This is a genomic window from Bacillus sp. FSL R5-0659, assembly GCF_038008785.1.
In the GTDB taxonomy this organism is placed as follows: domain Bacteria; phylum Bacillota; class Bacilli; order Bacillales; family Bacillaceae; genus Bacillus; species Bacillus safensis.
In genome coordinates this window covers 1,490,013-1,513,657 of record NZ_JBBOZU010000001.1, presented here as the reverse complement: position 1 = coordinate 1,513,657, position 23,645 = coordinate 1,490,013, and the positions used below count along the sequence as shown (strand labels likewise).

General features: G+C 43.2%; 24 protein-coding genes. 1 reads left to right on the top strand and 23 read right to left on the bottom strand.

The genetic code is table 11. From position 1 onward, the window contains the following. Positions 1-18 precede the first annotated feature (18 nt). From rnc to NSQ72_RS07605, 11 genes are all read right to left on the bottom strand, one after another. Positions 19-762, bottom strand: a complete 744-nt coding sequence (rnc, locus tag NSQ72_RS07655) for a ribonuclease III (RefSeq protein ID WP_008344850.1) — start codon at positions 760-762, stop codon at positions 19-21. 181 nt (positions 763-943) lie between these two features. Further along, complete coding sequence (acpP, locus tag NSQ72_RS07650) at positions 944-1,177, bottom strand: acyl carrier protein (RefSeq protein ID WP_008344853.1); 234 nt, start codon at positions 1,175-1,177, stop codon at positions 944-946. A gap of 81 nt (positions 1,178-1,258) precedes the next feature. Beyond that, positions 1,259-2,002 carry a 3-oxoacyl-[acyl-carrier-protein] reductase gene (gene fabG, locus NSQ72_RS07645; RefSeq protein WP_039178486.1) on the bottom strand — a complete coding sequence of 248 codons (744 nt, stop codon included), beginning with the start codon at positions 2,000-2,002 and terminating at the stop codon, positions 1,259-1,261. Next, a complete protein-coding gene (gene fabD / locus NSQ72_RS07640; protein WP_039178483.1) occupies positions 2,002-2,946 on the bottom strand; it encodes an ACP S-malonyltransferase in 945 nt (314 codons plus the stop codon). Before fabD ends, fabG begins: the two co-directional genes overlap by 1 nt. Positions 2,947-2,961: 15 nt before the next feature. Beyond that, on the bottom strand, positions 2,962-3,960 hold the full coding sequence (gene plsX, locus NSQ72_RS07635; protein ID WP_024426965.1) for a phosphate acyltransferase PlsX: 999 nt from the start codon (positions 3,958-3,960) through the stop codon (positions 2,962-2,964). A 15-nt stretch (positions 3,961-3,975) separates the two neighbouring features. Further along, the gene (gene fapR, locus NSQ72_RS07630; RefSeq protein ID WP_024424199.1) at positions 3,976-4,542 is read right to left on the bottom strand and encodes a transcription factor FapR; all 567 of its coding nucleotides are present in this window, start codon (positions 4,540-4,542) and stop codon (positions 3,976-3,978) included. A 112-nt stretch (positions 4,543-4,654) separates the two neighbouring features. Beyond that, positions 4,655-6,703, bottom strand: coding sequence for an ATP-dependent DNA helicase RecG (recG, locus tag NSQ72_RS07625; RefSeq protein WP_247544208.1), 2,049 nt, complete (start codon positions 6,701-6,703; stop codon positions 4,655-4,657). Beyond that, a complete protein-coding gene (gene sdaAA / locus NSQ72_RS07620; RefSeq protein WP_024424200.1) occupies positions 6,681-7,583 on the bottom strand; it encodes an L-serine ammonia-lyase, iron-sulfur-dependent, subunit alpha in 903 nt (300 codons plus the stop codon). Before sdaAA ends, recG begins: the two co-directional genes overlap by 23 nt. Before the next feature lie 20 nt (positions 7,584-7,603). Next, positions 7,604-8,266 carry an L-serine ammonia-lyase, iron-sulfur-dependent subunit beta gene (sdaAB, locus tag NSQ72_RS07615; RefSeq protein WP_024424201.1) on the bottom strand — a complete coding sequence of 221 codons (663 nt, stop codon included), beginning with the start codon at positions 8,264-8,266 and terminating at the stop codon, positions 7,604-7,606. A 148-nt stretch (positions 8,267-8,414) separates the two neighbouring features. Continuing rightward, positions 8,415-10,088, bottom strand: coding sequence for a DAK2 domain-containing protein (locus NSQ72_RS07610; RefSeq protein WP_039178471.1), 1,674 nt, complete (start codon positions 10,086-10,088; stop codon positions 8,415-8,417). A gap of 15 nt (positions 10,089-10,103) precedes the next feature. After that, entirely contained in the window at positions 10,104-10,466 is a 363-nt protein-coding gene (locus tag NSQ72_RS07605; RefSeq protein ID WP_008344871.1) for an Asp23/Gls24 family envelope stress response protein, read from the bottom strand. Between the two features lie 271 nt (positions 10,467-10,737). Here NSQ72_RS07605 and rpmB point away from each other — a divergent pair, with 271 nt between their 5' ends. Further along, positions 10,738-10,926, top strand: coding sequence for a 50S ribosomal protein L28 (rpmB, locus tag NSQ72_RS07600; protein ID WP_003212514.1), 189 nt, complete (start codon positions 10,738-10,740; stop codon positions 10,924-10,926). A 69-nt stretch (positions 10,927-10,995) separates the two neighbouring features. Here rpmB and spoVM read toward each other — a convergent pair whose 3' ends face one another. The 12 genes from spoVM to coaBC all read right to left on the bottom strand — a co-directional run bounded on the left by spoVM (position 10,996) and on the right by coaBC (position 23,634). Continuing rightward, entirely contained in the window at positions 10,996-11,076 is an 81-nt protein-coding gene (spoVM, locus tag NSQ72_RS07595) for a stage V sporulation protein SpoVM (protein ID WP_008354550.1), read from the bottom strand. 71 nt (positions 11,077-11,147) lie between these two features. Further along, entirely contained in the window at positions 11,148-11,792 is a 645-nt protein-coding gene (locus NSQ72_RS07590) for a thiamine diphosphokinase (RefSeq protein WP_144490560.1), read from the bottom strand. A 60-nt stretch (positions 11,793-11,852) separates the two neighbouring features. Next, a complete protein-coding gene (gene rpe, locus NSQ72_RS07585; protein WP_341083720.1) occupies positions 11,853-12,503 on the bottom strand; it encodes a ribulose-phosphate 3-epimerase in 651 nt (216 codons plus the stop codon). Positions 12,504-12,506: 3 nt separating this feature from the next. Next, positions 12,507-13,403 carry a ribosome small subunit-dependent GTPase A gene (rsgA, locus tag NSQ72_RS07580; protein ID WP_341083719.1) on the bottom strand — a complete coding sequence of 299 codons (897 nt, stop codon included), beginning with the start codon at positions 13,401-13,403 and terminating at the stop codon, positions 12,507-12,509. Positions 13,404-13,415: 12 nt separating this feature from the next. Then, on the bottom strand, positions 13,416-15,371 hold the full coding sequence (gene pknB / locus NSQ72_RS07575) for a Stk1 family PASTA domain-containing Ser/Thr kinase (protein ID WP_341083717.1): 1,956 nt from the start codon (positions 15,369-15,371) through the stop codon (positions 13,416-13,418). Continuing rightward, the gene (locus NSQ72_RS07570; protein ID WP_029706534.1) at positions 15,365-16,135 is read right to left on the bottom strand and encodes a Stp1/IreP family PP2C-type Ser/Thr phosphatase; all 771 of its coding nucleotides are present in this window, start codon (positions 16,133-16,135) and stop codon (positions 15,365-15,367) included. The genes pknB and NSQ72_RS07570 overlap by 7 nt, the downstream gene beginning before the upstream one ends. Before the next feature lie 3 nt (positions 16,136-16,138). Continuing rightward, complete coding sequence (gene rlmN, locus NSQ72_RS07565; protein ID WP_024424208.1) at positions 16,139-17,221, bottom strand: 23S rRNA (adenine(2503)-C(2))-methyltransferase RlmN; 1,083 nt, start codon at positions 17,219-17,221, stop codon at positions 16,139-16,141. A gap of 3 nt (positions 17,222-17,224) precedes the next feature. After that, positions 17,225-18,568, bottom strand: a complete 1,344-nt coding sequence (gene rsmB / locus NSQ72_RS07560; RefSeq protein ID WP_341083715.1) for a 16S rRNA (cytosine(967)-C(5))-methyltransferase RsmB — start codon at positions 18,566-18,568, stop codon at positions 17,225-17,227. After that, positions 18,555-19,508, bottom strand: coding sequence for a methionyl-tRNA formyltransferase (gene fmt, locus NSQ72_RS07555; protein ID WP_039178449.1), 954 nt, complete (start codon positions 19,506-19,508; stop codon positions 18,555-18,557). Before fmt ends, rsmB begins: the two co-directional genes overlap by 14 nt. Positions 19,509-19,513: 5 nt before the next feature. Beyond that, positions 19,514-19,996, bottom strand: coding sequence for a peptide deformylase (def, locus tag NSQ72_RS07550; RefSeq protein WP_039178446.1), 483 nt, complete (start codon positions 19,994-19,996; stop codon positions 19,514-19,516). A 15-nt stretch (positions 19,997-20,011) separates the two neighbouring features. Beyond that, positions 20,012-22,420 (bottom strand): primosomal protein N', encoded by a 2,409-nt coding sequence (gene priA / locus NSQ72_RS07545; RefSeq protein ID WP_341083713.1) that lies wholly within the window; start codon positions 22,418-22,420, stop codon positions 20,012-20,014. Beyond that, positions 22,417-23,634 (bottom strand): bifunctional phosphopantothenoylcysteine decarboxylase/phosphopantothenate--cysteine ligase CoaBC, encoded by a 1,218-nt coding sequence (coaBC, locus tag NSQ72_RS07540; protein ID WP_126681794.1) that lies wholly within the window; start codon positions 23,632-23,634, stop codon positions 22,417-22,419. Before coaBC ends, priA begins: the two co-directional genes overlap by 4 nt. Positions 23,635-23,645 lie beyond the last annotated feature (11 nt).

The window sequence follows — 23,645 nt, the reverse complement described above, 5'->3', positions numbered from 1 at the left end:
TGAATAACGAGGGGGATTTTATTGGTTCATATGATGTTTCTGCAATTTAGCAAGTGCTTCCTGTGCAGCGTGCTGTTCTGCTTCTTTTTTAGAGCGTCCATTTCCGATTCCGAGCACTTCACCTCGAAGGGATACATTTGCTTCAAATTCCCGGTTATGTGCAGGGCCTTTTTCATGCAGGATACGGTATTCAAGTACACCTTTTCCATCGCGCTGCACAAATTCTTGCAGCTGGCTTTTAAAGTCCATGACGTGCGAGAACGCTCCATCATTAATTTTCGGATAAACGTACGCTTCTAAGAACCGTTCAACTGGCTCCAGTCCCTGATCTAAATAAAGTGCGCCGATAAACGCCTCGAATACGTCCGCTAAGAGGGCTGGGCGTTTTCTGCCGCCTGTCATTTCTTCGCCTTTTCCTAAGAGAACAAGGTCACCGAAGGACAGCTCATGTGCTAGTGATACAAGTGACGGTTCACATACGATCGCCGCTCTTAGTTTCGTTAAATCTCCCTCGCTCATCGCTGGATATTTTGCAAATAAGAATTGAGAGATGGTCAATTCTAAAACAGCATCTCCTAAAAATTCAAGTCTTTCATTGTCCTCGTATGGCTTTTTCCGGTGTTCATTCACATAAGAGGAATGGGTAAAAGCTTGATATAGAAGCTTTTCATTTTTGAAGTGTACAGAAATGCGCTGCTGGAATTCTCTAAATTGCTCTAGTTTTTTGCTCTGTTTCTGTTTGTCTTTATATTGTTTTGGCATAGCAACCTCCAGGTAGGCGTAATCGCCTTTAAGGATACTGATTATATGGAGTCTCTCTTTCTACATGCAGGGAAACATTGCTCCCAGCATCTGAAAAAGGCTGACAATTGATCAGCTGAATGTGTTGAAACTAACATAAATTTTCAAAGTCCCGTCGAAAGTAGACGGGACTTTGTTACGCTTATTGCTGGTTATTTATGTAGTTCACAGCGTCACCGACTGTTGCAATTTTTTCAGCATCTTCGTCAGAAATTTCCATATCGAACTCATCTTCAAGTTCCATAACTAGCTCAACTACATCAAGGGAATCAGCGCCTAAATCTTCTTTAAATGAAGCTTCCATTTTCACGTCAGCCTCATCAACGCCAAGGCGGTCTACAATAATTTTTGATACACGCTCTAATACGTCTGCCATTGCCTTTCACCTCCCCTCAAAGTATTATAGTTGATTCGTTTTTAAAAAACTAGAGAAAACCTAATGAAATTTTGATATTTCTTAGGACATGACCATTCCGCCATCTACTTGGATGGTTTGGCCTGTAATATAACCTGCTCCTTCTGAAGCTAAAAAGACAACAACATTGCTAATATCTTCAGGTGCACCAAAGCGTGCGAGCGGGATTTGTTTGAGCATTTCCGTCTGTACATTGTCATCAAGCTTGTCTGTCATATCTGTTGAAATAAAGCCTGGTGCTACTGCATTCACTGTAATATGGCGGGTTGCCAGCTCTTTTGCTGTTGTTTTCGTTAATCCGATGACGCCAGCTTTTGCTGCAACATAGTTTGCTTGTCCAGGGTTTCCACACACACCAACGACTGAAGCCAAATTGATGATTCTTCCGCTTCTTTGCTTCATCATTTGACGTGTCACGGCTTTTGTACAGTTAAAGACACCTTTTAAGTTTATGTTAATAACATCATCCCATTCATTCTCTTTCATTCTCATGAGCAGGTTGTCCTTTGTGATGCCTGCATTATTCACAAGAATGTCAATTGAACCAAAGGTATCAATCGCTTGTTTCATCATAGCTTGTACTTCTTCAGCATTTGAGACATCAGCTTTAACTGCAAATGCCTGCTGGCCGAGTGCTTTGATTTCATCTACGACTTCATTTGCTTTTGCTTCGTTTCCAGAATAGTTCACGACAACATTTGCACCACTTTTCGCTAGATCGATCGCGATGGAACGGCCAATACCGCGTGATGCTCCTGTTACAACGGCTGTTTTATTTGTAAGCATCAAGAATCCCCCTTGAGTGTTTGAATGGCTGCTTCAATTGTTTCTTGATCTGAAACGGAAATCGTCGTCAGGCGGCGATTCACTTTTTTCACAAGACCTGAAAGCACTTTGCCAGGACCAATTTCAATAAATGTTGTGACGCCTAGATCAATGAGGCGTTCCACACTTTCTTCAAAACGAACTGGAGAATACAGTTGTTCAATGAGCTTTGTCTCAATGTCATCACGAGATGTCACGATGTCTGCTGTTACATTTGAGATGACCGGAGTTTTGGCATCCGCAATATCCAGCTTTGACAAAACATCTGTAAATTTTTCAGCAGCTGGTTTCATTAATGCAGAATGGAAAGGTCCGCTCACTTCAAGAGCAATTGCACGTTTTGCGCCTTTTTCTTTCGCTCTCTCTGAAGCAAGTTCTACCCCTTTTGCTGTACCAGAGATGACGATTTGACCAGGACAGTTTAAGTTAGCGAGCTCTACAAGGTGACCGCTTTCTGTCACTTCTTTTGTCACTTCGACAAGTGCCGCTTTGTCTAAGCCGAGAATCGCTGCCATGGCGCCTTCTCCTGCTGGAACAGCTTCATTCATTAATTCTCCGCGCTTTCTGACTGCATAAACAGCATCTTTAAACGAAAGTGCGCCTGCTGCAACGAGGGCAGTGTATTCGCCAAGACTGTGTCCTGCTGCATAATCGGCTTTGATTCCGCTCTCTTCAAATTTCTTTAAGATGGCGATACTTGTCGTTAAAAGAGCTGGCTGCGCGTTATAAGTGAGCGTCAGTTCTTCTGCATCCCCTTCAAAAATCATAGAAGATAAATCAAACCCGAGGGTATTGTCTGCTTCTTCAAATACAGCTTTAGATACTGCTTCTTGATCAAATAAATCTTTTCCCATGCCAATTTTTTGAGAGCCTTGGCCAGGGAATAAAAATGCAATTTTAGTCATGCTGCTTTACCTCCATTAAGACTCTTTCGTCGTTTCTTTTTGGACTTCTTGATGAATGATAGCTGAAACGTCTTTTTCTACGATATCACGTGCCTGACGAATTGCATGGAAAATGGCATTTTCATCAGAGGAGCCGTGCGCTTTAATAACAGGTGCCTTTAAACCAAATAAAGCGGCACCGCCATATTCAGAGTAATCCATTTTAGATTTCATCTGCATCAATTTCGGCTTCATCATGCCTGCTGCTATTTTTGCTGTGAAACTGGATGTTAATGTTTCTTTCAGCATTTTAAAGACAGAAAGGGCTGTACCTTCAATTGTTTTAAGCGCAATATTTCCTGTGAAACCATCTGTGACAACAACGTCAGCAACACCTTCTAATAAGTCACGGGACTCTACATTTCCTACGAAATTCAAGTCTGATGCTTTTAATAATTCAAAGGTTTTTTTCGTTAAATCGTTGCCTTTTTTATCTTCTGTTCCTACATTTAACAGTCCAACACGCGGATTGCTCTTTGGGAAGACACGCTCTGCGTAGATGGATCCCATCATGGCATATTGCACGAGATGCTCTGGTTTTGCATCAACGTTGGCACCAACATCTAGTAATAAGAAGCCGCTGCCATCCAGTGTTGGCAAAGTTGGGGCAAGGGCTGGTCTGTCAATACCGTCAATTCTGCCTACGATAAACAGCCCAGCTGTCATGAGCGCGCCGGTATTTCCTGCTGAGATGCAGGCATCTGCTCGTCCCTCGGAAACTTCCTGCGCCATTTTCACCATAGATGAATCCTTTTTACGTCTGACTGCACGCACTGGTTCATCCGTCGGTTCAATGACTTCTTTTGCATCTAAAATCGTGATGCGATCGTTGTTTGTTATGTATGGTTTGATTTTGTTTTCATCGCCGACAAGTGTAATCTCGATATCTGAAAATGCTGTTAAGCTTTTTTGCACACCGTCAATAATGGCTTTAGGGGCATGATCTCCCCCCATTGCATCGACTGCAATTCTCATATTACGTGCCACCTTTTACTTTTGTTTTGAGCGATACATGACGAAGTCACCTGAGAAGACAACTTCCTCACCAACATAGCTGTTTACTTCAACTACGGTTCTTCCTTTTTCTTTATCATGTGAGGCTACTTTGGCTTTAGAGACGACTCTTTCGCCTTGTTTCACCTGCCTTGTAAACCTGATATTCGCTTTTGCTGTCAAAGCCAATTCATCGTCAATGACGGCAACTGCCAGCGAATTTGCCTGGGCGAAGAGATGATGTCCCCTGGCAATTTGGTTTCGGCTGAATACATGCTCTTTTCTCACTTCTAAAATGGAAATGGCTTGGTCATCAAGTTCTACATCAATCATTTCTCCAATCACTTCATCCAGTGGAAGTGATTTTACTTCATCCTCTAATGTCTTTTCGGCCACATGCTTAATTCTTTCGCGTAATTCAGGGATCGACAGCTCTAAACGATCAAGACGAACCGTTTGTATGCTGACACCGAATTTACTTGCCAATTCTTCATCAGTAATGAATGGAGTCGAGCTGATCGTTTGCTGGAGGAGCTTTTGACGTTCTTTTTTATTTAGTTTCATATGCAGACACCATCCGTACATTTATGACTAGGTACTAATAGTAGTATATAATCTCATAGATGATAAATCAATCCTTGTTTCAAAAAGACAAGAAAATTCCTCCAGCGTTTGATCAGCTTAATTTATCTCCGCCCAGCACACCGCTATCTATCAGCGTTTGCCGGAGTTCTTTGTATTCGGGATCAGTCCAAAAGGCGTCCGATTGGACAAGGTCGGCCGCATCTTTTCTAGCCGTTTCCAGTGCTCTATAGTCGTGAACCATATCTGCTACCTTAAATTCGGGCATCCCGCTTTGTTTTTTACCGAAGAAGTCGCCGGGTCCTCTTAGTTCTAAGTCCTTTTCAGACAGCTCAAAGCCATCGGTTGTTTCGGACATGATCCGCATCCGCTCTTTCCCCGTTTCTGACTTTGGATCAGCCATTAAAATACAAAATGATTGATGCTCTCCTCGGCCGACCCGGCCTCTTAGCTGATGAAGCTGAGACAACCCGAAGCGGTCTGCATCATAAATAACCATGATGGTTGCATTCGGCACGTTGACCCCGACTTCAACGACTGTGGTTGAAACGAGAATTTGTACTTCATTTGCGGTAAAGGCTCTCATGACCTGATCTTTTTCATCACTTGCCAGTTTCCCATGCATTAAGCCGATTGACCACTTTCCGCGGTATGCTTCAGTCAGCATGCTATGAACATCAAGCGCATTTTGGACATCCAGCTTGTCTGATTCTTCAATGAGCGGACAAATAATATATGCCTGTCTGCCTTTTCTCAGCTCTTTATCCACAAAAGCAAGAATTCTCTCAAGCATGTCATGCTTCACCCAATACGTTTCGATTTGTTTTCTGCCAGCTGGCAATTCATCAATGACGGAGACGTCCATTTCTCCAAAAACAGTGATCGCAAGTGTTCGCGGAATAGGTGTGGCAGTCATAAACAAGACATCCGGATCCTGCCCTTTACTTCGCAGTTTTTTCCGCTGCTCTACGCCAAACCGGTGCTGCTCATCTGTGATGACTAGACCGAGCTGCTGAAATTCGACTTCGTCTTGGATGAGTGCGTGGGTACCGACTAAAATGTCAATCTCGCCTTCTTTTAGACGTTCAAGCAATTCTCTGCGGCGCTTTCCTTTCACAGAGCTTGTCAAAAGGGCGATATTCAGTCCCCATTTTTCAAACAGCTGGTAAAGCGAATCCGCATGCTGTTCTGCTAAAATTTCTGTTGGGACCATTAATGCACCTTGAAAACCTGATAAATGAGCGGCATAAAGCGCAATGGCTGCAACAGCTGTTTTCCCTGAACCTACATCTCCTTGAAGCAGACGGTTCATTCGATATGGAGACGCCATGTCTGACATGATTTCATCAAGCACTCTTGATTGTGCCTTCGTCAGTGGAAATGGCAGGCTGTGAACAAACTCAAAAACAGCCTCTTTGGAAAACGGATGCTGGATGCCTGATGTTCTCTCTCGTTCTTTCTTTCTAATCGCCTGCATCTTCAGCTGAAAGATGAGAAATTCTTCGTACACAAAACGTCGTCTTGCTTGTTTGAGCGAGTCTCTTGTCTCTGGGAGATGAATGGTTTTTAATGCTTCCTGATAGGACATAAGTTTATAGGCAGAAACAAGCTTCTTTGGCAATGGATCTTCAGCTTTGTCTACATAAAGTGACAAAGCTTGTTTCACAAAGCGTCTCATCATTTTCACGGTCACATTTTCTTTTACTGAATAAACGGGTTCTATACTGCCATCTTGCTCGTGCGTTCCTTTTTTAAATTCCTGGACCATGATAGATTGGCGGTTTTTATCCCATTTGCCTGTGACGGAAACTGTATCACCTAACACAAGGCTTCGTTTTAAATATGGACGATTGAAACAAATCGCTGTAATGAGAAAACGCCCGACAAGCAGCCTGAATGTCAGCCTGCTTCGTTTTTTTCCATAATAGGTGAGAACGGGCTCACTATGTACTTTCCCTTCAACTGTGACTCGTTCGTCATGCCTTACTTCTTCTAAGTTACGAAGCTCATAGTCGTCATATCGATAAGGAAAGTAGCCGAGTAAATCGGCTACTGTGTAGATTCCAAGTTCATTGAGTGTTTTTTCGGTTTCCTCTCCAATCCCCTTCAGGACAGAGACATTATCTTGCAGTTTCTGTATCACGAGATGAGGTCACACCTCCGAAAATCTTCTTTTCAAGCTCTCTTGCTGTCGGTGTCGCAGCGAGTCCGCCTTGTGCTGTTTCACGAAGAGCTGTTGGCATCGTTTGACCGATCTTGTACATCGCATCAATGACTTCATCACAAGGAATGCGGCTAGTGATGCCGGCAAGTGCCATGTCTGCTGCGATCATAGCGTTAGATGCACCCATTGCATTTCGTTTCACGCACGGCACTTCGACAAGTCCTGCTACTGGATCGCAAACAAGTCCAAGCATATTTTTGAGTGTAATCGCCATCGCTTCTGCAGATTGCTGCGGTGTACCGCCTGCCATTTCGACAATTGCTGCTGCTGCCATACCTGATGCAGAACCTACCTCTGCCTGACAGCCGCCTGCTGCACCAGAAATGCTGGCGTTATTCGCCACAACAAAACCAAATGCACCAGAAGTAAACAGGAATCTGACCATTTGTTCCTTTGTTGGCTTTAATGTTTCTTTTACTGCAAATAACGTACCTGGTACAACACCTGCTGAGCCTGCTGTAGGCGTTGCACAAATGGTTCCCATTGCAGCATTGACTTCATTTGTTGCAACAGCCTTACTAACAGCATCTAATATTGTATGACCAGACAGCGTTTTGCCTGATGCGATATAGGCTTGAAGTTTGACTGCATCTCCGCCTGTTAACCCTGATAATGATTTCACACCCTTCAGCCCGTTTTCCACAGCCTGCTCCATCACTTCTAGATTGCGGTACATCTGGGAGAAAATTTCTTCACGTGACTTCCCTGTCACTTCCATTTCTTGCACAATCATAATTTCTGAAATGGAGGTATTCCGTTCTTCTGTTAGCTGCACGAGTTCTTTGACGTTTTTAAACATCATTCATAACCTCCTTGTTGTTACTCTGCTATTTGTGTGACTTGAATAATGTTTGGCAGCGTTTCAAGCTCTGATAGGACAGCTGGGTCAATATTTTGATCCACTTCAATCGTCATCAGCGCCTCTTGCCCGACATCTTTACGCGCCACTTCCATATGACCGATGTTGATGGCGAATTTCGCTAAGACATTGGCAACTGCCGCAATCGTCCCGTAGCGATCGTTATGAACCACAAGAATGGCAGGATGATTCCCTGAAAGCCTGAGCTCAAAGCCATTTAATTCTGTGATTTCAATTTTACCTCCGCCGATGGAAATGCCGATTAATTCAAGGCTTCCGTTCGCATCTGAAATCTCTACTTTTGCTGTATTTGGATGCGCCGGCACTGCCTCTTCTTCTTTAAATTCAATATCGATCTCTTTGCTTTTAGCAATATCGATCGCTGTTTTGATTCGTTCATCAAATGTATCAAAGTCAAGAACACCGCCGATAATGGCGACATCTGTACCATGCCCTTTATACGTATCTTTAAAGGAACCATAAAATGAAACGACAATTCGTTTCGGCTCTCTTCCAAATAAGCTGCGAGCTACTCTCCCGATACGAGCCGCACCCGCTGTGTGCGAACTTGATGGCCCAATCATGACAGGTCCAATAATATCAAACACACTTCTAAATTTCATAGGTCTTCCCCTCTCATCACCACTCACGTATGGTTTGGTTCTTTCTTTAGACTAATGGATTCATTCGTTTCCCGCAACTCATTTCACCGTGGAATGGTTAGTAAAAAATTGCAAAAGAAGAAGAAGGGCTTTATTTGCCCTTCTTTCGTTATTCAACCGCCAAAATATATGAATAAAGCGGCTGTTTTCCATCGTGGACTTCAACTTCTACATCTTCAAATGTTTCTTCAATAAAGGCTTGTAACGCATCCATTTCATCAGATGATGCATCTTCCCCTTTAATGATGGTGACAATCTCATCATCTTCTGTCACCATTTTGGCAAGAAGTTCTTTTGCTGCATCTAATTGATTTTTCGCTGTTAAGGTGATTTTCCCGTTGAACAGACCCATATAGTCACCTTTCGCAATGTCGATTCCATCAATTTGGGTATCTCTCACTGCAAAGGTAATTTGCCCGCTTTTCACATGGTCAATCGCTTCTAGCATCGCTCTTTCGTTATCTTCATTTGAAGCTGCTTCATTGAGAGAAAGAAGTGCCGACATTCCTTGAGGAACGGTCTTCGTCGGAATGACAACGACCTCACGGTTTGAGACAGTTGCCGCCTGTTTAGCTGCCATGACAATATTAGAATTATTAGGTAAGATAAAGACGGTTTCGGCATGTACGCTTTCTATTGCTGTGACAATGTCTTCTGTGCTCGGATTCATCGTCTGCCCGCCTTCAATGACGACGGAAGCTCCGATGCTTTTGAACAAGTCAGCAATTCCTTCTCCCATTGCGACACTGACGACGCCAAAGCGCTGTTTTTCAGCAGCAGGTGCTTTTGGTGCAGCAGGTGCATGTTCTCTTTCTTCGTTTACGATTGAGCTATGCTGCTCTCTCATGTTCTCAATTTTCATATTAATCAAGCTGCCGTAGCGCTGGGCATATGATAAAACATCTCCCGGCTGCTCTGCATGAATATGAACTTTCGCAAGTGTATCGTCAGACACTACAAGAAGTGAATCTCCGAATTCACTTAAGTCTTCTCTGAAGGCATTCTCATCAAAGGACTGTTTGTCTTCTTCAAATTTCACCATAAATTCAGTACAATAGCCAAATTCGATATCTTCTGTGTTCATATGGCTTTGCGCACTTTTATGATGCTCTGCACTGACAAGTTCTTTTAGCGTCGGTAAAGAAGCAGCTTTAGGAGGAAGCTCTTCTCCTCTTAATGAAGCAAGGAAACCTTCATATACGCATAGAAGTCCTTTACCTCCACTATCGACAACACCCACTTCTTTTAAGACAGGAAGCAGATCTGGCGTTCGATCAAGTGATGCTCTTGCTTCCTCAATCGTTAACTCTAGAACGCGGTCAATTTGATCTTCTGCCGCTGAAACAGCAACCGCTTTCTTTGCTGCATCCTTTGCAACCGTTAAGATGGTTCCTTCAATCGGTTTCATCACGGCTTTATATGCTGTATCAACACCCGCCTGTAAGGCAAGAGCAAATTCTTTTGCATCAATCGTTTCTTTTTGTTCAATATGTTTACTGAAACCTCTAAAGAGCTGTGACAGGATCACGCCTGAGTTTCCTCTTGCGCCCATCAATAACCCTTTCGAGAGAGCCACGCCGACCTTCCCAATATGATCGGTATTTGTTTCTTCAACTGCTTTTGCCCCTGAAGTCATCGACAAATTCATATTTGTCCCCGTGTCTCCGTCTGGCACTGGAAAAACATTTAACGCATCCACAATTTGTGCGTTTTGAGAAAGATGGTGAGCACCTGCAAGAATCATTTTTGCAAATGAGCGGCCATCAAGATTTCTAATAGACAATATATTTCCTCCTTACTACGGGTTCGTAACTTTTACTCCTTGTACATAAATGTTGACCGAGTCAACAGAAAGTCCAATTGTGTGATGAATCGTGTATTTGACTTTCGTTTGAACATTATGTGCGACTTCTGATATTTTTGTACCGTAGCTGACGATGATGTACATATCAATATGAATGCGGTCTTCTTTTTGACGCACAAGAACACCCCGGCTGAAGTTCTCTTTGCGGAGAATATCCGTCAAACCGTCCTTGATTTGATTTTTGGACGCCATGCCAACAATACCATAGCAATCGATCGCAGCGCCTCCTGCCACCATTGCAATGACTTCATTTGATATATCAATTTGTCCGTATTTCGTTCTAAGTTCAATGGACACATTGGTTCCCCCTTTTTGAGAAATTGCCCTGAGTTATCACTATTTTACTATAAGACCCTTCTTTTTAAAAGAAATCATTCAATCCGACCCAATCCTACTTATACTATAGCCTTGATTTTTTATCAAGATGTCAAGGTATTTTTCTTGAAAGAGGAGTAAACAATCCTTGCAAACCCCTTGAAGCTGTGGTAAATTATTAAAGTATCTTGAGGCATCTCTAAGTACGTATATGAAGAATATGATGATGTTTTCGCAGTTAGGAGGGAAACAAATGGCACGTAAATGCGTTATTACAGGCAGAAAAACAAAAGCTGGGAACAACCGTTCTCACGCAATGAACTCTACAAAACGTACATGGGGCGCGAACCTTCAAAAAGTTCGTATTCTAGTGGACGGTAAGCCTAAAAGAGTATATGTATCAGCTCGAGCTTTGAAATCTGGTAAAGTTGAGCGTGTATAAGCAAGAGTAAACGCCTGCTACAATAAACTGTAGCAGGCGTTTTTATGTGGAAATAAAGGAGATTACTCATTAATCTTTTTTAAATGAACCAAGCATCGCACGGACAATGCCGCCAAGAAATCTAGGCAGTTTGATTGTATAAAATTTCATTTTGTCCCCCTCCTAAAAGTACCGCTTGCAGCACAATTGAGCTTAATCAGCCATCCACATTGATAGGTTGGTCAATCTTTGCTTCTTACCATTATTAATATGCCTTTATGAAAAGAAAAAGTACCATTTGAGTGGATGAGTTCGTTACTAATACATAGTGTGGAACCGGGCTCAATATGACAATTTTTCAGAGGATATTTGAAACCTTTTAATGTCAGCTTTTCAACCGATGTACCAAAGGGCAGAAACGACACATATTTTTTATCCGGGTCTTCTTTGATTTCGTATGTACCAGGCTCAAACATTTGAATGATATTTTGTTTATCTACAAGAGTCATGTTCTGCTTGTGCTGAATGCCTTGATATAGAAGGTGAATATTTCCTAGAAAATGATCAGCCCTTCCTCCTGTAATGCCGTAGATGTAAATATGCGCTGGGTGCTGGCACATGGCCCAGTTCAGTGCAAGCTCTAAATCGGTTTCATCCTTTTCAGCCTGAAATACATTCAGGGCAGGCAATTTCTTTTTCAGCTCACAAAGCTCTTCTTCTGTCACACTGTCAAAATCACCAAAAGCCTTGGCAGGCATGATGCCGCGCTCTAGTAAAAAAAGCGTTCCCCGGTCTACACCAACCCAGAGAATATCATCCTGCGATGCTTCATGTTCAAGGGGCGGAATGTATTCAAAAGGACCGCCGGCTACGATATGTATGTGCATGATATACGCTCCTCTCCATGTAAAAAGAACCAAAGATCAGAGTGACTTTGGTTCCTTTTTTTACGCTTCTCGAATAGCCTGAATAGCAGCTGCACGGTTGTCTTTACCGTATACCGCTGAGCCGGCCACAAGTAAATTAGCGCCCGCCTCTTTACAGCTTTTTGCAGTCTCTACATTGACACCGCCGTCTATTTCTATGAGTAAGTCTGATAAGCCCTTTTGTTCGCTAAGGGTCTTCACTTCTTTTACCTTCGTGAGGACAGAAGGAATAAACGCCTGTCCGCCAAAACCAGGATTCACCGTCATGAATAAGACAAGGTCTACATCCTCTAATACATGCTCAATGTGGGAAACAGGTGTGTGCGGGTTTAAGACGATACCTGCTTTTACACCTTGTTCTTTTATGTGCTGTATCGTTCGGTGCAAGTGTGGACAAGCCTCTACATGGACAGAAATAATGTCAGCACCTGCTTTGGCGAATGCAGAGATATACCGGTCTGGCTGCTCAATCATTAAGTGAACATCGAGCGGCAGCTTTGTATGCGGTCTGATTGCTTCCACAACATTCGGCCCAAATGTGATATTCGGTACAAAATGGCCGTCCATCACATCGATATGAATGTAATCCGCTCCGCCTTGTTCCACATCACGGATATCTTTCTCCAAATTGGCGAAATCTGCTGATAAAATGGAAGGGGCAATATAAACCATGATTTAGTACCTCGGCTTTCTGTCTTTGATTTCAGTTAAAAACTCTAAATAATGCTGATAGCGATACTCTCTGATTTGCTCTTGTTCGACCGCATCTTTTACCGCACAGCCTGGCTCTTTCACGTGCAGGCAGCCTCTAAACTTACAATCCGCACTCCGCTCTTTGATTTCTAAAAAGTAAAGACCTAAATCTTCCGCTTCGATGTCGGTAAATTCGAGTGAGCTAAAGCCAGGTGTATCTGCAATAAGCCCTTCTGCTGTACGAATGAGTTCGACATGTCTTGTCGTATGCTTCCCTCTTCCAAGATGGGAGGAAATATCATTGGTTTTCAGCGCCAGGTCAGGACTCATCGCATTTAAAAGGGAGGACTTGCCTACACCAGACTGACCAGCAAATACAGTGATCTTATTGTGAAAATGCGGGGTCAGCTTTTCAATTCCGTCCCCCTCGATCGTGGATGTTAAATGAACTTCATATCCAATTTGCTGATAGTCCTCTGCATAGCCTTGAATACTTTCACGCTCTTCATCTGTTTTCAATAAGTCCACTTTTGTGATACAGATAATCGGCTCAATATCATTTGCTTCTACAAGCACTAGAAATCTGTCTAAAAGCGATGTGCTAAAGGTTGGTTCTGTCGCAGAGAAAACGAGCACCGCTTGATCGACGTTACTAATAGGCGGACGAACAAGTTCGTTTGTCCGCTCTTTTACTTCTAATAAGTAGCCTTCTTTATCGTTGTCTGCTTGATACACGACATAATCTCCAACAAGAGGTGTGATTTTGTTTTTACGAAAAATACCTCTCGCTCTGCACTGAATCACTTTTCCAGTTTCTAAAGATTCATCGAGCACATAATAAAATCCGCTTAATGCTTTAATAATTTTGCCCTCAGGCATAAAGTCCCTCCTTTATTCATCTTCAGGGTATTCGATCGTTTTAGAGCTTACGACTTTATCATCAACCGTCACTTGATAGTATCCTTTTTGACCTGGTTCAATCTTAAATTTAATGGTCCGTTCGGTGGGCGCAGTGATGTTAAAGGTTTCATATGAATCAGAAATGCTATGCTCAGCATCGTCAATGGAAATCTGAACGGTCATCTCTTGCCCTTCTGTTACTGGTTCATACGGGATGGCAATCTTCTCAGTCACCGTTTTAGCCGGTTTTTTCTTCGGTCCGAGTGAGAAGGTGATCTTAACCGTATCACCTGGTTTCACAGCAGTACCAGCTCCTGGCTCCTGTTTCATCACTTCACCTTTTGGCACATCATCAGAATACGCTTCTTTTTCATCAAGCTTTAATCCGTTATCCTCTAAATAATTCGATGCAGCCTGTTTACTATATGTCGTTAAATCCCGCAAAGTAATATCGGCAGGACCTATGCTGACCGTCAACGTCACTTCTTCATCTGCTGCCACAAGCTCAGTACTTGCTGAAGGTTTCTGTTCCATGACAATCCCAGATTCGGTGTCATTATCATTTACTTCCTCCACAACAACTTGCTTAAACCCTTTTTTCTCTAATAATTCTTTTGCTTTATCGACCTTTTCACCTGTTACATCAGGTAATTCGGTCTTTTCCTTGCCCGTACTTTGATAAAGCTGAATTTCGGTTCCTTCTTTTACCTTTGTGCCGATTTTCGGGTCTGTTTTGACGATAAGCCCTTTTTCAATTTTTTCATCAGCGATCTCAATAGGATCAGAGGCGACGGTAAAGCCGGCTTTCTTCAAGGTGTCCTCGGCTTCGTCAATCGTCATGCCAGATACATCAGTGACCTCCACATCTTTTGGAAAAAGCAGTCCCGGAAACACAGTGATGGCTAAAATAGTCGCAGCAGTCAGAATAAATAGGATGGATGCCACAATCCAAGGCCATTTTTTCCGTTTCTTTTTCGGCTTTTGTTTCTCTTTTTTCTTCGGTTTTTGCACTGGATGGACAGCTGTTTTTTCATTGTCTTGATCGACTTGATGATCTTGAATGATTGGGATCGCTTTCGTTGCTTCATGATCTTCTTCGATCACAAAGCGTTTTTCTTTTAGCCTTGAAGGGTCGAAAGCAGTTTGTAAATCTTTTTGCATTTCAGATGCATCTTCATATCGATAAAAAGGATCTTTGGCCATCGCCTTTAAAATGATGTTTTCCACGCTTTGTGGAACAGAAGGATTCCACCTTCTCACAGATGGCGGCTCTGATTGCAAATGCTTCAGCGCAACACTGACAGCTGATTCTCCTTCAAATGGCATGCGGCCAGAAATGAGTTCATAGAGCACAATGCCAAGTGAATAGATGTCTGATTTTTTCGTCGCAAGACCTCCGCGTGCTTGTTCTGGAGACAAATAGTGCACGGATCCTAGGACCGAATTTGTGTGGGTGATGGTCGCTGAGCTGAGTGCTATGGCAATCCCGAAATCAGTGACTTTAATATTCCCCATGTTGTCTATTAATATATTGTGAGGCTTAATGTCCCGGTGGACGAGCTGTTTCGCATGGGCTTCTTCCATCGCCGCAACGACTTGCTCCATAATGCGAACGGCTTCTTTCGGATGAAGCGGGCCATTGGCGTGTATGTATTCTTTTAGCGTCATCCCCTCGACATATTCCATGACAATATAATAAATGTCATCTTCTTCCCCTACATCGTAGATGCTGACAATATTTGAATGATCTAAGCTTGCGGCTGATTGCGCCTCGCGCCGGAAACGTCTAATAAAATCATCATCGCTTGCAAAGTCAAAGCGCAAAATTTTAATCGCGACTTCGCGATCTAAAATCATATCCTCCGCCAAATAAACGTTTGCCATTCCGCCTCCGCCTATGACGCGAAGAATCTGATAACGGCCGCTGATCCGTTTTCCGATCAACACTTGCTGTCACCCTCCTCTGGCTGGGAGGAGATTTCTAACAATACTGCTGTAATGTTATCTTCACCGCCGTTGTCATTCGCTGTTTGGATTAATGCTGTTACTTTTTCATCTGGTGCGGTCGTTTGGTTTAAAATATGAATCAAATTCTCTTCTTCTACTTTATTTGATAATCCATCTGAGCAAAGCAGGATTTGATCTCCTGGGTCCACTTCAAAAGTATGTGCATCGATTTGAACGTGTTTATCTGTTCCCAATGCTTTTGTAAGCACATTTTTTCTTGGATGATATTCTGCATCCTCTTTAGAAATTTCACCTGTTTTCACAAGCTCATTTACAAGTGAATGGTCATCTGTTAGCTGGGTCAGTGCTCCTTCTCTTAGCAAGTAGCAGCGGCTGTCTCCAATATGGGCAATTGTGACCGTTTGCAAATGAACGAGCGCACAAACAATGGTTGTCCCCATTCCTTGGCACTCCTCATTGTTTTTCGCATGTTCATATACTTGATCATTAATGTCACTAATTTTTGAGATTAACCAGCTTTCTTGCTCTGCTGGTTTTGCTGGGATTGAAGATGTTTCTTCCCAGTATTCTTTTAAAGAAGAGACGGCCATCCTGCTGGCGACATCACCAGCAAGATGACCTCCCATTCCATCAGCTACAACAGCTAGAAGGGTGTCTTCTTTTGCTTCAAAAATACCTGCATCATCTTCATTATGCTGACGGACTTTTCCTGTATCGGTTTGAAAGGCTGCCCTTATCAACATTCGTCACCTCGTCTCTTCCTGACGCTCCTTCGCTCTTAGCTGACCGCAAGCAGCATCAATATCATGGCCTTGCTCTCGTCTAATCGTTACGTTTACGCCGCGTTCTTTCAGCGTTTTTTCAAATAGGAAGATTTGTTCTCTCGGTGTTCTTACATAATCCCTTTCCGGTACATAGTTCACCGGAATGAGGTTCACGTGGCACTTGATTCCTTTTAATAAGTCTGCAAGCTCTTCTGCATGATGAACTTGATCATTTACTCCGCCAAACAGGCCGTATTCAAAGCTGACACGTCTTCCTGTTTTTTGAATGTAGTATTCAATGGCTTCCATTAATTTCGGCAGCTTATATGCCTTATTGATCGGCATTAGACGGCTTCTGATTTCTGTGTTTGGTGCATGCAGGGAGACGGCAAAATTGATTTGCATTTGCTCATCAGCGAATTGATAGATCTTTGGAATGATTCCGCTTGTCGACACTGTAATATGACGCGCGCCAATATTTAAGCCGTTGTCATGGTTGATGATTTTAAGGAAAGCAAGCATTTCGTCAAAGTTATCAAATGGTTCTCCAATTCCCATGATAACAACCGAGCTGACTCTCTCATCTGTTTCGTCAAGTGCCTGTTGCACTTTCAATACTTGAGCAACGATTTCTCCTGCTTCAAGGTTTCGTTTTAACCCGCCAAGTGTAGATGCACAGAATGTACAGCCAATTCGGCAGCCAACCTGAGTTGTAACACAGACAGAGTTTCCGTATTCGTGGCGCATCAACACTGTTTCAATGGTATAACCATCATGTAATTCAAATAAAAACTTGATCGTTCCGTCTTGAGACGTTTGTTTGATCACGGTTTTTAATGTGGTGATCGCAAATTGATTTTTTAATTTTTCTCTTAAATCCTTTGAAAGGTTAGACATATCGTCAAAGGATGTCACACGTTTCTCATAAAGCCACTCGAAAATTTGAGCTGCGCGGAAAGGCTTTTCGCCTTGTTCTTTTAACCATTCTTTCATTTCGTGAAGCTCAAATGAGTAGATCGACGGCATTTCTGTCTTCAGTTCTTTTCTTACTTTTTGTTCTGTCATTTTTTATCCCTTCTTTCTCATGCTGCAAATAAAGAAACCATCTGTTCCGAAATAATGAGGAAGAATTTGTACACTTCCGTTTTGAACAAACGGAGCAACCTGCTCAGGCAGCCGTTCATTAAGAGATAGATCGGGTTCGAAGTCTTGGTGTTCTTGTAAAAACGCATGAATCACTTGTTGATTTTCTGTTGGATCCATTGTACATGTACTGTATACAAGGGTTCCGCCCGGTTTTAAAAGCGGGGCCGCTTCCTTTAAAATGGCCTGCTGGATAGCTGCAAGCCTTGCTGAGTCTTCTTGTGACTTTGTATATTTCATATCTGGTTTTCGTCTAATGACGCCAAAACCGGAACACGGCGCATCAATGAGAATACGGTCAAACGAAGCTTCGCTGTAATAGTCTGCCGCTTTCCTTGCATCAAGTGCTTTTGCCTCAATGTGAGTAAGGTTCAGACGTTTTGCTGCTTGTTTGATGAGTTTCACTTTATGTTCATGTAAGTCGAGTGAAACAATTTTCCCCTCATCATTCATACGTTCTGCAATATGAGTTGATTTTCCGCCAGGAGCCGCACAGGCGTCAAGCACCGTTTCTCCTGGCTGAGGGTCAAGCGCTCTTGCAACAAGCATCGAGCTTTCATCTTGAATCGTAACATAGCCTTCTTGAAAAGAAGGGGTTGAGACGATGGACCCTTTCATGAGCTTAAGTGCATCTTCAGATAAGTCGCCAAGCTCCGTTTCGATGCCTGCATCCATTAGTTTTTGCTGCAGTGCCGTCCGGTCAGTTTTCATTCGATTGACGCGAAGGGTTTGCTTTGGCGGGACTAAATGAATGCGGCACATGTTTTCTGCCGCTTCAAATCCGTACGCCTGAACCCATTCCTGCACAAGCCATAATGGGTGGCTTGTCTCAATGGACAGCCGCTTTACTGGATCTTTGATCACATCAAATGACGGAATGCCTTCTCTTTGTACGGAACGAAGAACACCGTTCACAAGTGAAGAAATGCCTTTGTGCCCTCGCTTTTTCGTTAGCTCGACAGCTTCATGAATGGCTGCACGATCTGGGATTTTTTCAAGGTACACCATTTGATAAAGTGACATCCGTAAAAGCTGCATCACCCATGGAGCCACCTTTTGCGGTTTTTTCACAAAGGGCGTAAGCATATAATCTAATGCCAGCTTATTTTGCAGTGTACCATACACAAGCTCTGTTAACAGCGGTTTGTCCTGATCAGCTAAGTCTTTATCTTTCATGACTGACTGCAAAAGCAAATTACTGTAAGCTTGGTTTTGTTCGAGTTTGATTAAAGCGTCCAGCGCTACTTCTCTCACATTACTTTTCTTCATTCATTAACCCTAATTTCTGCCCAATTTCGATATTTGCGCCTCTTAAGAAGTCTTCACCGCTCATTTTTTTCTTACCAGCCGGCTGCACACCTGTCAATAAGAGGCCTTGCTTATTCCCCGTTCCAATGACCGGACCTTCTTTTTGAAGCTCAATCACTTTCCCAGGTTCTTCTTGCGCTTGCAGCGGAACCTTTTTCGCTTCCCATACTTTTAGATGAGCACCGTTCCATTCAGTATAGGCAACTGGCCATGGATTTAGCCCGCGAACTTGGTTGTAAAGCTCTTCACCGGTTTTTGTCCAGTCTAATCTTTCTTGCTCCCGCTTAATATTTGGCGCGTATGTGGCCGCTTCTTCATTTTGCGGAATCGGAGAAATAGATCCACTCAGAACATTTGGCACCGTATCTTTTAGCAGTGCGGCACCAGCTGTACTTAATTTGTCATGCAGTGTTCCAACATTGTCTAATTCATCGATTTCCACTTCTACTTTACTGATCATGTCACCTGCATCGAGCCTTTCCACCATGTACATGATCGTAACGCCTGTTTTCTTTTTGCCTTGAAGGATCGCATAATGAATCGGCGCGCCGCCTCTTAGTTCTGGCAGGAGCGAGGCATGAACATTGATACAGCCAAACTTAGGTTCATCGAGTAACCGTTTAGGTAGAATTTGTCCAAATGCCGCTGTGACGATTAAATCCGGCTGTAATGCAAGCACTTTATCAATTTCTTCATCTAGGCGTACCTTTTCAGGCTGCAACACAGGAATGCCGTGCTTTAAGGCTTCCACTTTCACAGGAGGCGGTGTGAGCACTCGCTTTCTTCCTTTCGGGCGGTCTGGCTGCGTGACGACCCCTACCACTTCGTATCCTTCTGTTATCAGTGTTTGCAGCACAGGTACTGAGAAATCAGGGGTTCCCATAAATACGATACGTGCCATTTTCTTCACCCTTCCATTTCCGCAAGTTCTTTTTCTGTATAGGTTTCAATGATTTTTGACGTAAATAAAATGCCGTCTAAATGATCAATTTCGTGCAATAAGGCTCTTGCTAAAAATCCGTCTGCTTCTATTGTAAATGGTTTGCCTTTCTTATCAAAGGCTTTTACCTTCACATAGTTTGGTCTTTCTACAGTGCCGTATAAAGATGGAAAGCTCAGGCAGCCTTCAATATCTGTTTGGCTTCCTTCAACTTCAAGCACCTCGGGGTTCACTAAATCAATTCTGCCAGATTCTTCTCCAATATCTACAACAGCGATTCTTTTTGAAACACCGATTTGTGGTGCTGCTAGTCCAACTCCATCCAGCTCAAGCATTGTATCATACATATCATCCAGCAGTTTTTTCAGCTTTTTATCGAACGTATCGACACGCTCTGTCTTTTGTTCAAGCACTTCTGCCGGATGTATGACTATTGGTTTTACTGCCACTTATAGCCCTCCGTTTTACATCATCATATATGGATTCATATCTATTGAAATCATCAATTGTTTTTGTTCCATTTCCTTTTGATAATGGTCTTGTATTTTCCGTAGTAAACTTGCCAGTTCATTTTCCCTTTTGTATTTTATCACGCATTGATAGCGATATCTATCTTTGATCTTAGCGATTGGTGATGCAGCCGGACCAAGGATTCGCGTATTCGGTGCACAATTCATTTTTAGGAACTGAACAATTTGATCAGTCACATGTGCTGCCTTCGTCACTTCCTCATGTGATACTGTCACCATCGCCAAAAAGTAATACGGCGGATAGGACTGGTGGCGGCGATGCAGCATCTCCTGTTCATAAAAGGCTTCGTAGTCATGCTGCTTCGTTAATTCAATACTATAGTGAGAAGGCGTATACGATTGAATAATAACCGAGCCCGCTTTTTCATGTCGCCCTGCCCTGCCGCTGACCTGCGTGAGAAGCTGAAATGTTTTTTCACTTGAACGGAAATCAGGGATGTGAAGGGATGTATCCGCACTGAGAACACCAACAAGTGTGACATCTGGGAAATCCAGTCCCTTTGCAATCATTTGCGTCCCGAGCAAAATGTCCGCTTCTTTATTGCCAAAAGAGGTAAGAAGCTTTTCATGAGCACCTTTACGAGACGTTGTATCCACATCCATTCGGATGACTCTTGCCTCTGGCAGTACTTTTGTCAGCTCTTCTTCTACACGCTGCGTCCCCGTACCAAAATAGCGAATATGCTCACTGTGGCATTCTGGACATTCAGCAGGTACTGGTGCTTCGTGACCACAATAATGGCACTTCAGCCGTTTTTGATAGCGGTGATAGGTGAGAGAAATTTCGCAATGAGGACATTGCTCTACATATCCGCAATCACGGCACATGACAAAGGATGAATAGCCTCTTTTGTTCAGAAATAAAACGGCTTGTTCTTTTCTTTCAAGCACTTCCTTTAACCTAAGCATTAATTCCTCTGAAAACATGGAGCGGTTGCCATTTCTTAGTTCTTCTCTCATATCAATTAACGAAACGTGCGGCAGCTGCTGCTGGTTGACGCGGTGTTTAAGCGACAGCAATGTATAGACGCCTTTTTTCGCACGTGCATAGGTTTCAAGTGAAGGTGTTGCACTGCCTAATACGACTGGACATTGATGCCGCCCTGCTCGTTCAATGGCGACATCCTTGGCATGGTAACGAGGCATTTCTTCTTGTTTATAAGAGGATTCGTGCTCTTCATCTATAATAATCATGCCTAGATTTTCAAATGGAGCGAAAACAGCAGATCTTGCGCCAACGACAAGCTTGACTTCCTTGCGATGGATTTTCCGCCATTCATCATATTTTTCTCCTGTCGATAAGCCGCTGTGAAGAACGGCCACATTTGAGCCAAATCGTTCTTTAAATCGCTGCACCATTTGAGGGGTTAACGAAATTTCAGGAACTAAAACGATCGCTTCTTTTCCTTTTTGAAGAACATGATCGATTGTCTGCAAGTAAATCTCCGTTTTGCCGCTTCCTGTCACTCCGTGCAAAAGAAAAGTTTCGTGCTGATCATCACTCACTGCTTGATGAATATGCGTGGCCGCCTCTCTTTGCTCTGGCGTGAGATCTAGTGGAGCAGATGGTGTAAACTCCCGGTCACGATAAGGATCTCGATAGATCTCTTCATAGCTTTCTGTTAACAGCCCTTCTTGAATAAAGGTTTTAAGCGTTTGAGAACTTGCGCCTGTTTGTTGCTGCAAGTCTTTCGCTAAAAAGGTTGTCTCTCCCGCTTCAAGCAGATAGGAGATCAGTGCTTTTTGTTTTACCGCATTTTTCTTTAGCTGCTGCTGTTTTTCTGCAAGTTTTTCTTTCGATACAGCCACCTGGAGCATGCGGACCTTTTTCTTTCCAGATTTTTGCGAGACATGGTATCTCACCTCTAGATGACCTTTTTGGACATGCTTTTGAATTTGTTTTAATTGTTCAGCCGGGATGTCAGCATAAAGAATGCTTTCTCGCTGACCGAAAAGCTCTTTCAATGACTGCGGAAGTTCTTCCTCTGAAAGCACTTGAATTTCTTTTTCATACTTTGCCTTCATGGCTGCGGGCAGCATCGATTGAAGTGCCGTGATATGATAGGACAATGTTTTTTCCGTCAGCCAGTGGGAAAGCTCCAATAACTCATCTGTCAGAACAGGTGATAAATCAAATAAATCGACAATCTCTTTGATGTTTCCTGTCTTGATGTCTGTTTCATCTTTGACTTTTGTCACAAACCCTTGAATCTTCCTCGGGCCAAAGGGAACGACCACCCTCATTCCCGCTTTGACGAGATCTTTGAATCGATCTGGTACACGGTAATCAAATGGCCGGTCAATGGCTTTCGTTGTGACATCTACGATGACTTCAGCAATCATGCTCGATCACGCTCTTCTGGAAGCAGCTGTATTGCCTCCTTTAAAATTTCAAAAGCGAGGTCTTTTTTGCTCATCATCGGCAGCTCTTTTTTCGTTCCATCTGCTTTGATCATCGCTGCCACATTGGTATCTGTGCCAAAGCCTGCCCCCTCTTTTGTGACGTTATTGGCGACAATCATATCTAGATGCTTGGATTCAATTTTCTTTTTCGCATAATATTCTACATCCTGCGTTTCAGCTGCAAAGCCGACCAGCACTTGATGCTCTTTTCTTTTCCCGAGCTCTTTTAAAATATCTTTTGTCCGGGTGAATTCAATGTCCAGAGCGCCGTCCTGTTTTTTCATTTTATGAGCATATGTCGTGACAGGGGTGTAATCGGCGACAGCTGCTGATTTAATGACAAGATCAGCTTCTCCGTATACATCTAGCGCAGCTTGATACATCTCCTCAGCTGATTCAACGTGCACTACATGCACATGGTCAGGTTCAGTTAAAGAAACAGGTCCAGAAATCAGCGTAACATCTGCCCCCATTTGCTGAGCAGCCTCTGCGATCGCATAGCCCATTTTTCCACTAGAACGATTTGTAAAGAATCGGACAGGATCGATGACTTCACGTGTAGGACCTGCTGTCACCACGACTTTTTTTCCTGAGAGCGGTAAGCTTTTTGGCTCATCAAAAAAAGCACGGATGTGTTCAACAATTTTTTCAGGCTCTTCTAATCGCCCTTTTCCAATGTATCCGCAGGCTAAATAACCTTCACTTGGCTCAATAAACCGGTACCCGTCTTCATATAATATGCGAATGTTCCGTTTCACAGCCGGGTGATCGTACATATGCACATTCATCGCTGGAGCGATCCATACAGGCGCTGTTGAAGCAAGCAAAGTCGTCGTCAGCATATCATCTGCAAGTCCAGCGGCCATTTTACCGATTGTATGTGCTGTTGCAGGGGCAACAAGAATGAGATCGGCCCAGTCAGCTACGTCAATATGCGCAATGACTCTTGGATTGTTTTCTTTGAATGTATCCACATATACCTCATGCCTAGACAGAGCTTGGAAGGTTAGCGGAGACACAAACTCACGAGCAGATTCCGTCATAATCACTCTGACATTTGCGCCTGCTTGTACGAGTTTACTAGTAAGTGCTGCTGCTTTATATACGGCGATTCCTCCGCTGACACCGAGCAAAATATTTTTTGACTGTAACATTTGATTGTCCC

What these genes read in the sequence shown, in the direction of transcription:
- rnc (WP_008344850.1), bottom strand. Translation starts at nt 762, where the DNA reads ATGCCAAAACAATATAAAGACAAACAGAAACAGAGCAAAAAACTAGAG.
- acpP (WP_008344853.1), bottom strand. Translation starts at nt 1,177, where the DNA reads ATGGCAGACGTATTAGAGCGTGTATCAAAAATTATTGTAGACCGCCTT.
- fabG (WP_039178486.1), bottom strand. Translation starts at nt 2,002, where the DNA reads ATGCTTACAAATAAAACAGCCGTTGTAACAGGAGCATCACGCGGTATT.
- fabD (WP_039178483.1), bottom strand. Translation starts at nt 2,946, where the DNA reads ATGACTAAAATTGCATTTTTATTCCCTGGCCAAGGCTCTCAAAAAATT.
- plsX (WP_024426965.1), bottom strand. Translation starts at nt 3,960, where the DNA reads ATGAGAATTGCAGTCGATGCAATGGGGGGAGATCATGCCCCTAAAGCC.
- fapR (WP_024424199.1), bottom strand. Translation starts at nt 4,542, where the DNA reads ATGAAACTAAATAAAAAAGAACGTCAAAAGCTCCTCCAGCAAACGATC.
- sdaAA (WP_024424200.1), bottom strand. Translation starts at nt 7,583, where the DNA reads ATGTTTAAAAACGTCAAAGAACTCGTGCAGCTAACAGAAGAACGGAAT.
- sdaAB (WP_024424201.1), bottom strand. Translation starts at nt 8,266, where the DNA reads ATGAAATTTAGAAGTGTGTTTGATATTATTGGACCTGTCATGATTGGG.
- rpmB (WP_003212514.1), top strand. Translation starts at nt 10,738, where the DNA reads ATGGCACGTAAATGCGTTATTACAGGCAGAAAAACAAAAGCTGGGAAC.
- spoVM (WP_008354550.1), bottom strand. Translation starts at nt 11,076, where the DNA reads ATGAAATTTTATACAATCAAACTGCCTAGATTTCTTGGCGGCATTGTC.
- NSQ72_RS07590 (WP_144490560.1), bottom strand. Translation starts at nt 11,792, where the DNA reads ATGCACATACATATCGTAGCCGGCGGTCCTTTTGAATACATTCCGCCC.
- rpe (WP_341083720.1), bottom strand. Translation starts at nt 12,503, where the DNA reads ATGGTTTATATTGCCCCTTCCATTTTATCAGCAGATTTCGCCAATTTG.
- rsgA (WP_341083719.1), bottom strand. Translation starts at nt 13,403, where the DNA reads ATGCCTGAGGGCAAAATTATTAAAGCATTAAGCGGATTTTATTATGTG.
- NSQ72_RS07570 (WP_029706534.1), bottom strand. Translation starts at nt 16,135, where the DNA reads ATGTTGATAAGGGCAGCCTTTCAAACCGATACAGGAAAAGTCCGTCAG.
- rlmN (WP_024424208.1), bottom strand. Translation starts at nt 17,221, where the DNA reads ATGACAGAACAAAAAGTAAGAAAAGAACTGAAGACAGAAATGCCGTCG.
- rsmB (WP_341083715.1), bottom strand. Translation starts at nt 18,568, where the DNA reads ATGAAGAAAAGTAATGTGAGAGAAGTAGCGCTGGACGCTTTAATCAAA.
- fmt (WP_039178449.1), bottom strand. Translation starts at nt 19,508, where the DNA reads ATGGCACGTATCGTATTTATGGGAACCCCTGATTTCTCAGTACCTGTG.
- priA (WP_341083713.1), bottom strand. Translation starts at nt 22,420, where the DNA reads ATGATTGCTGAAGTCATCGTAGATGTCACAACGAAAGCCATTGACCGG.
- coaBC (WP_126681794.1), bottom strand. Translation starts at nt 23,634, where the DNA reads ATGTTACAGTCAAAAAATATTTTGCTCGGTGTCAGCGGAGGAATCGCC.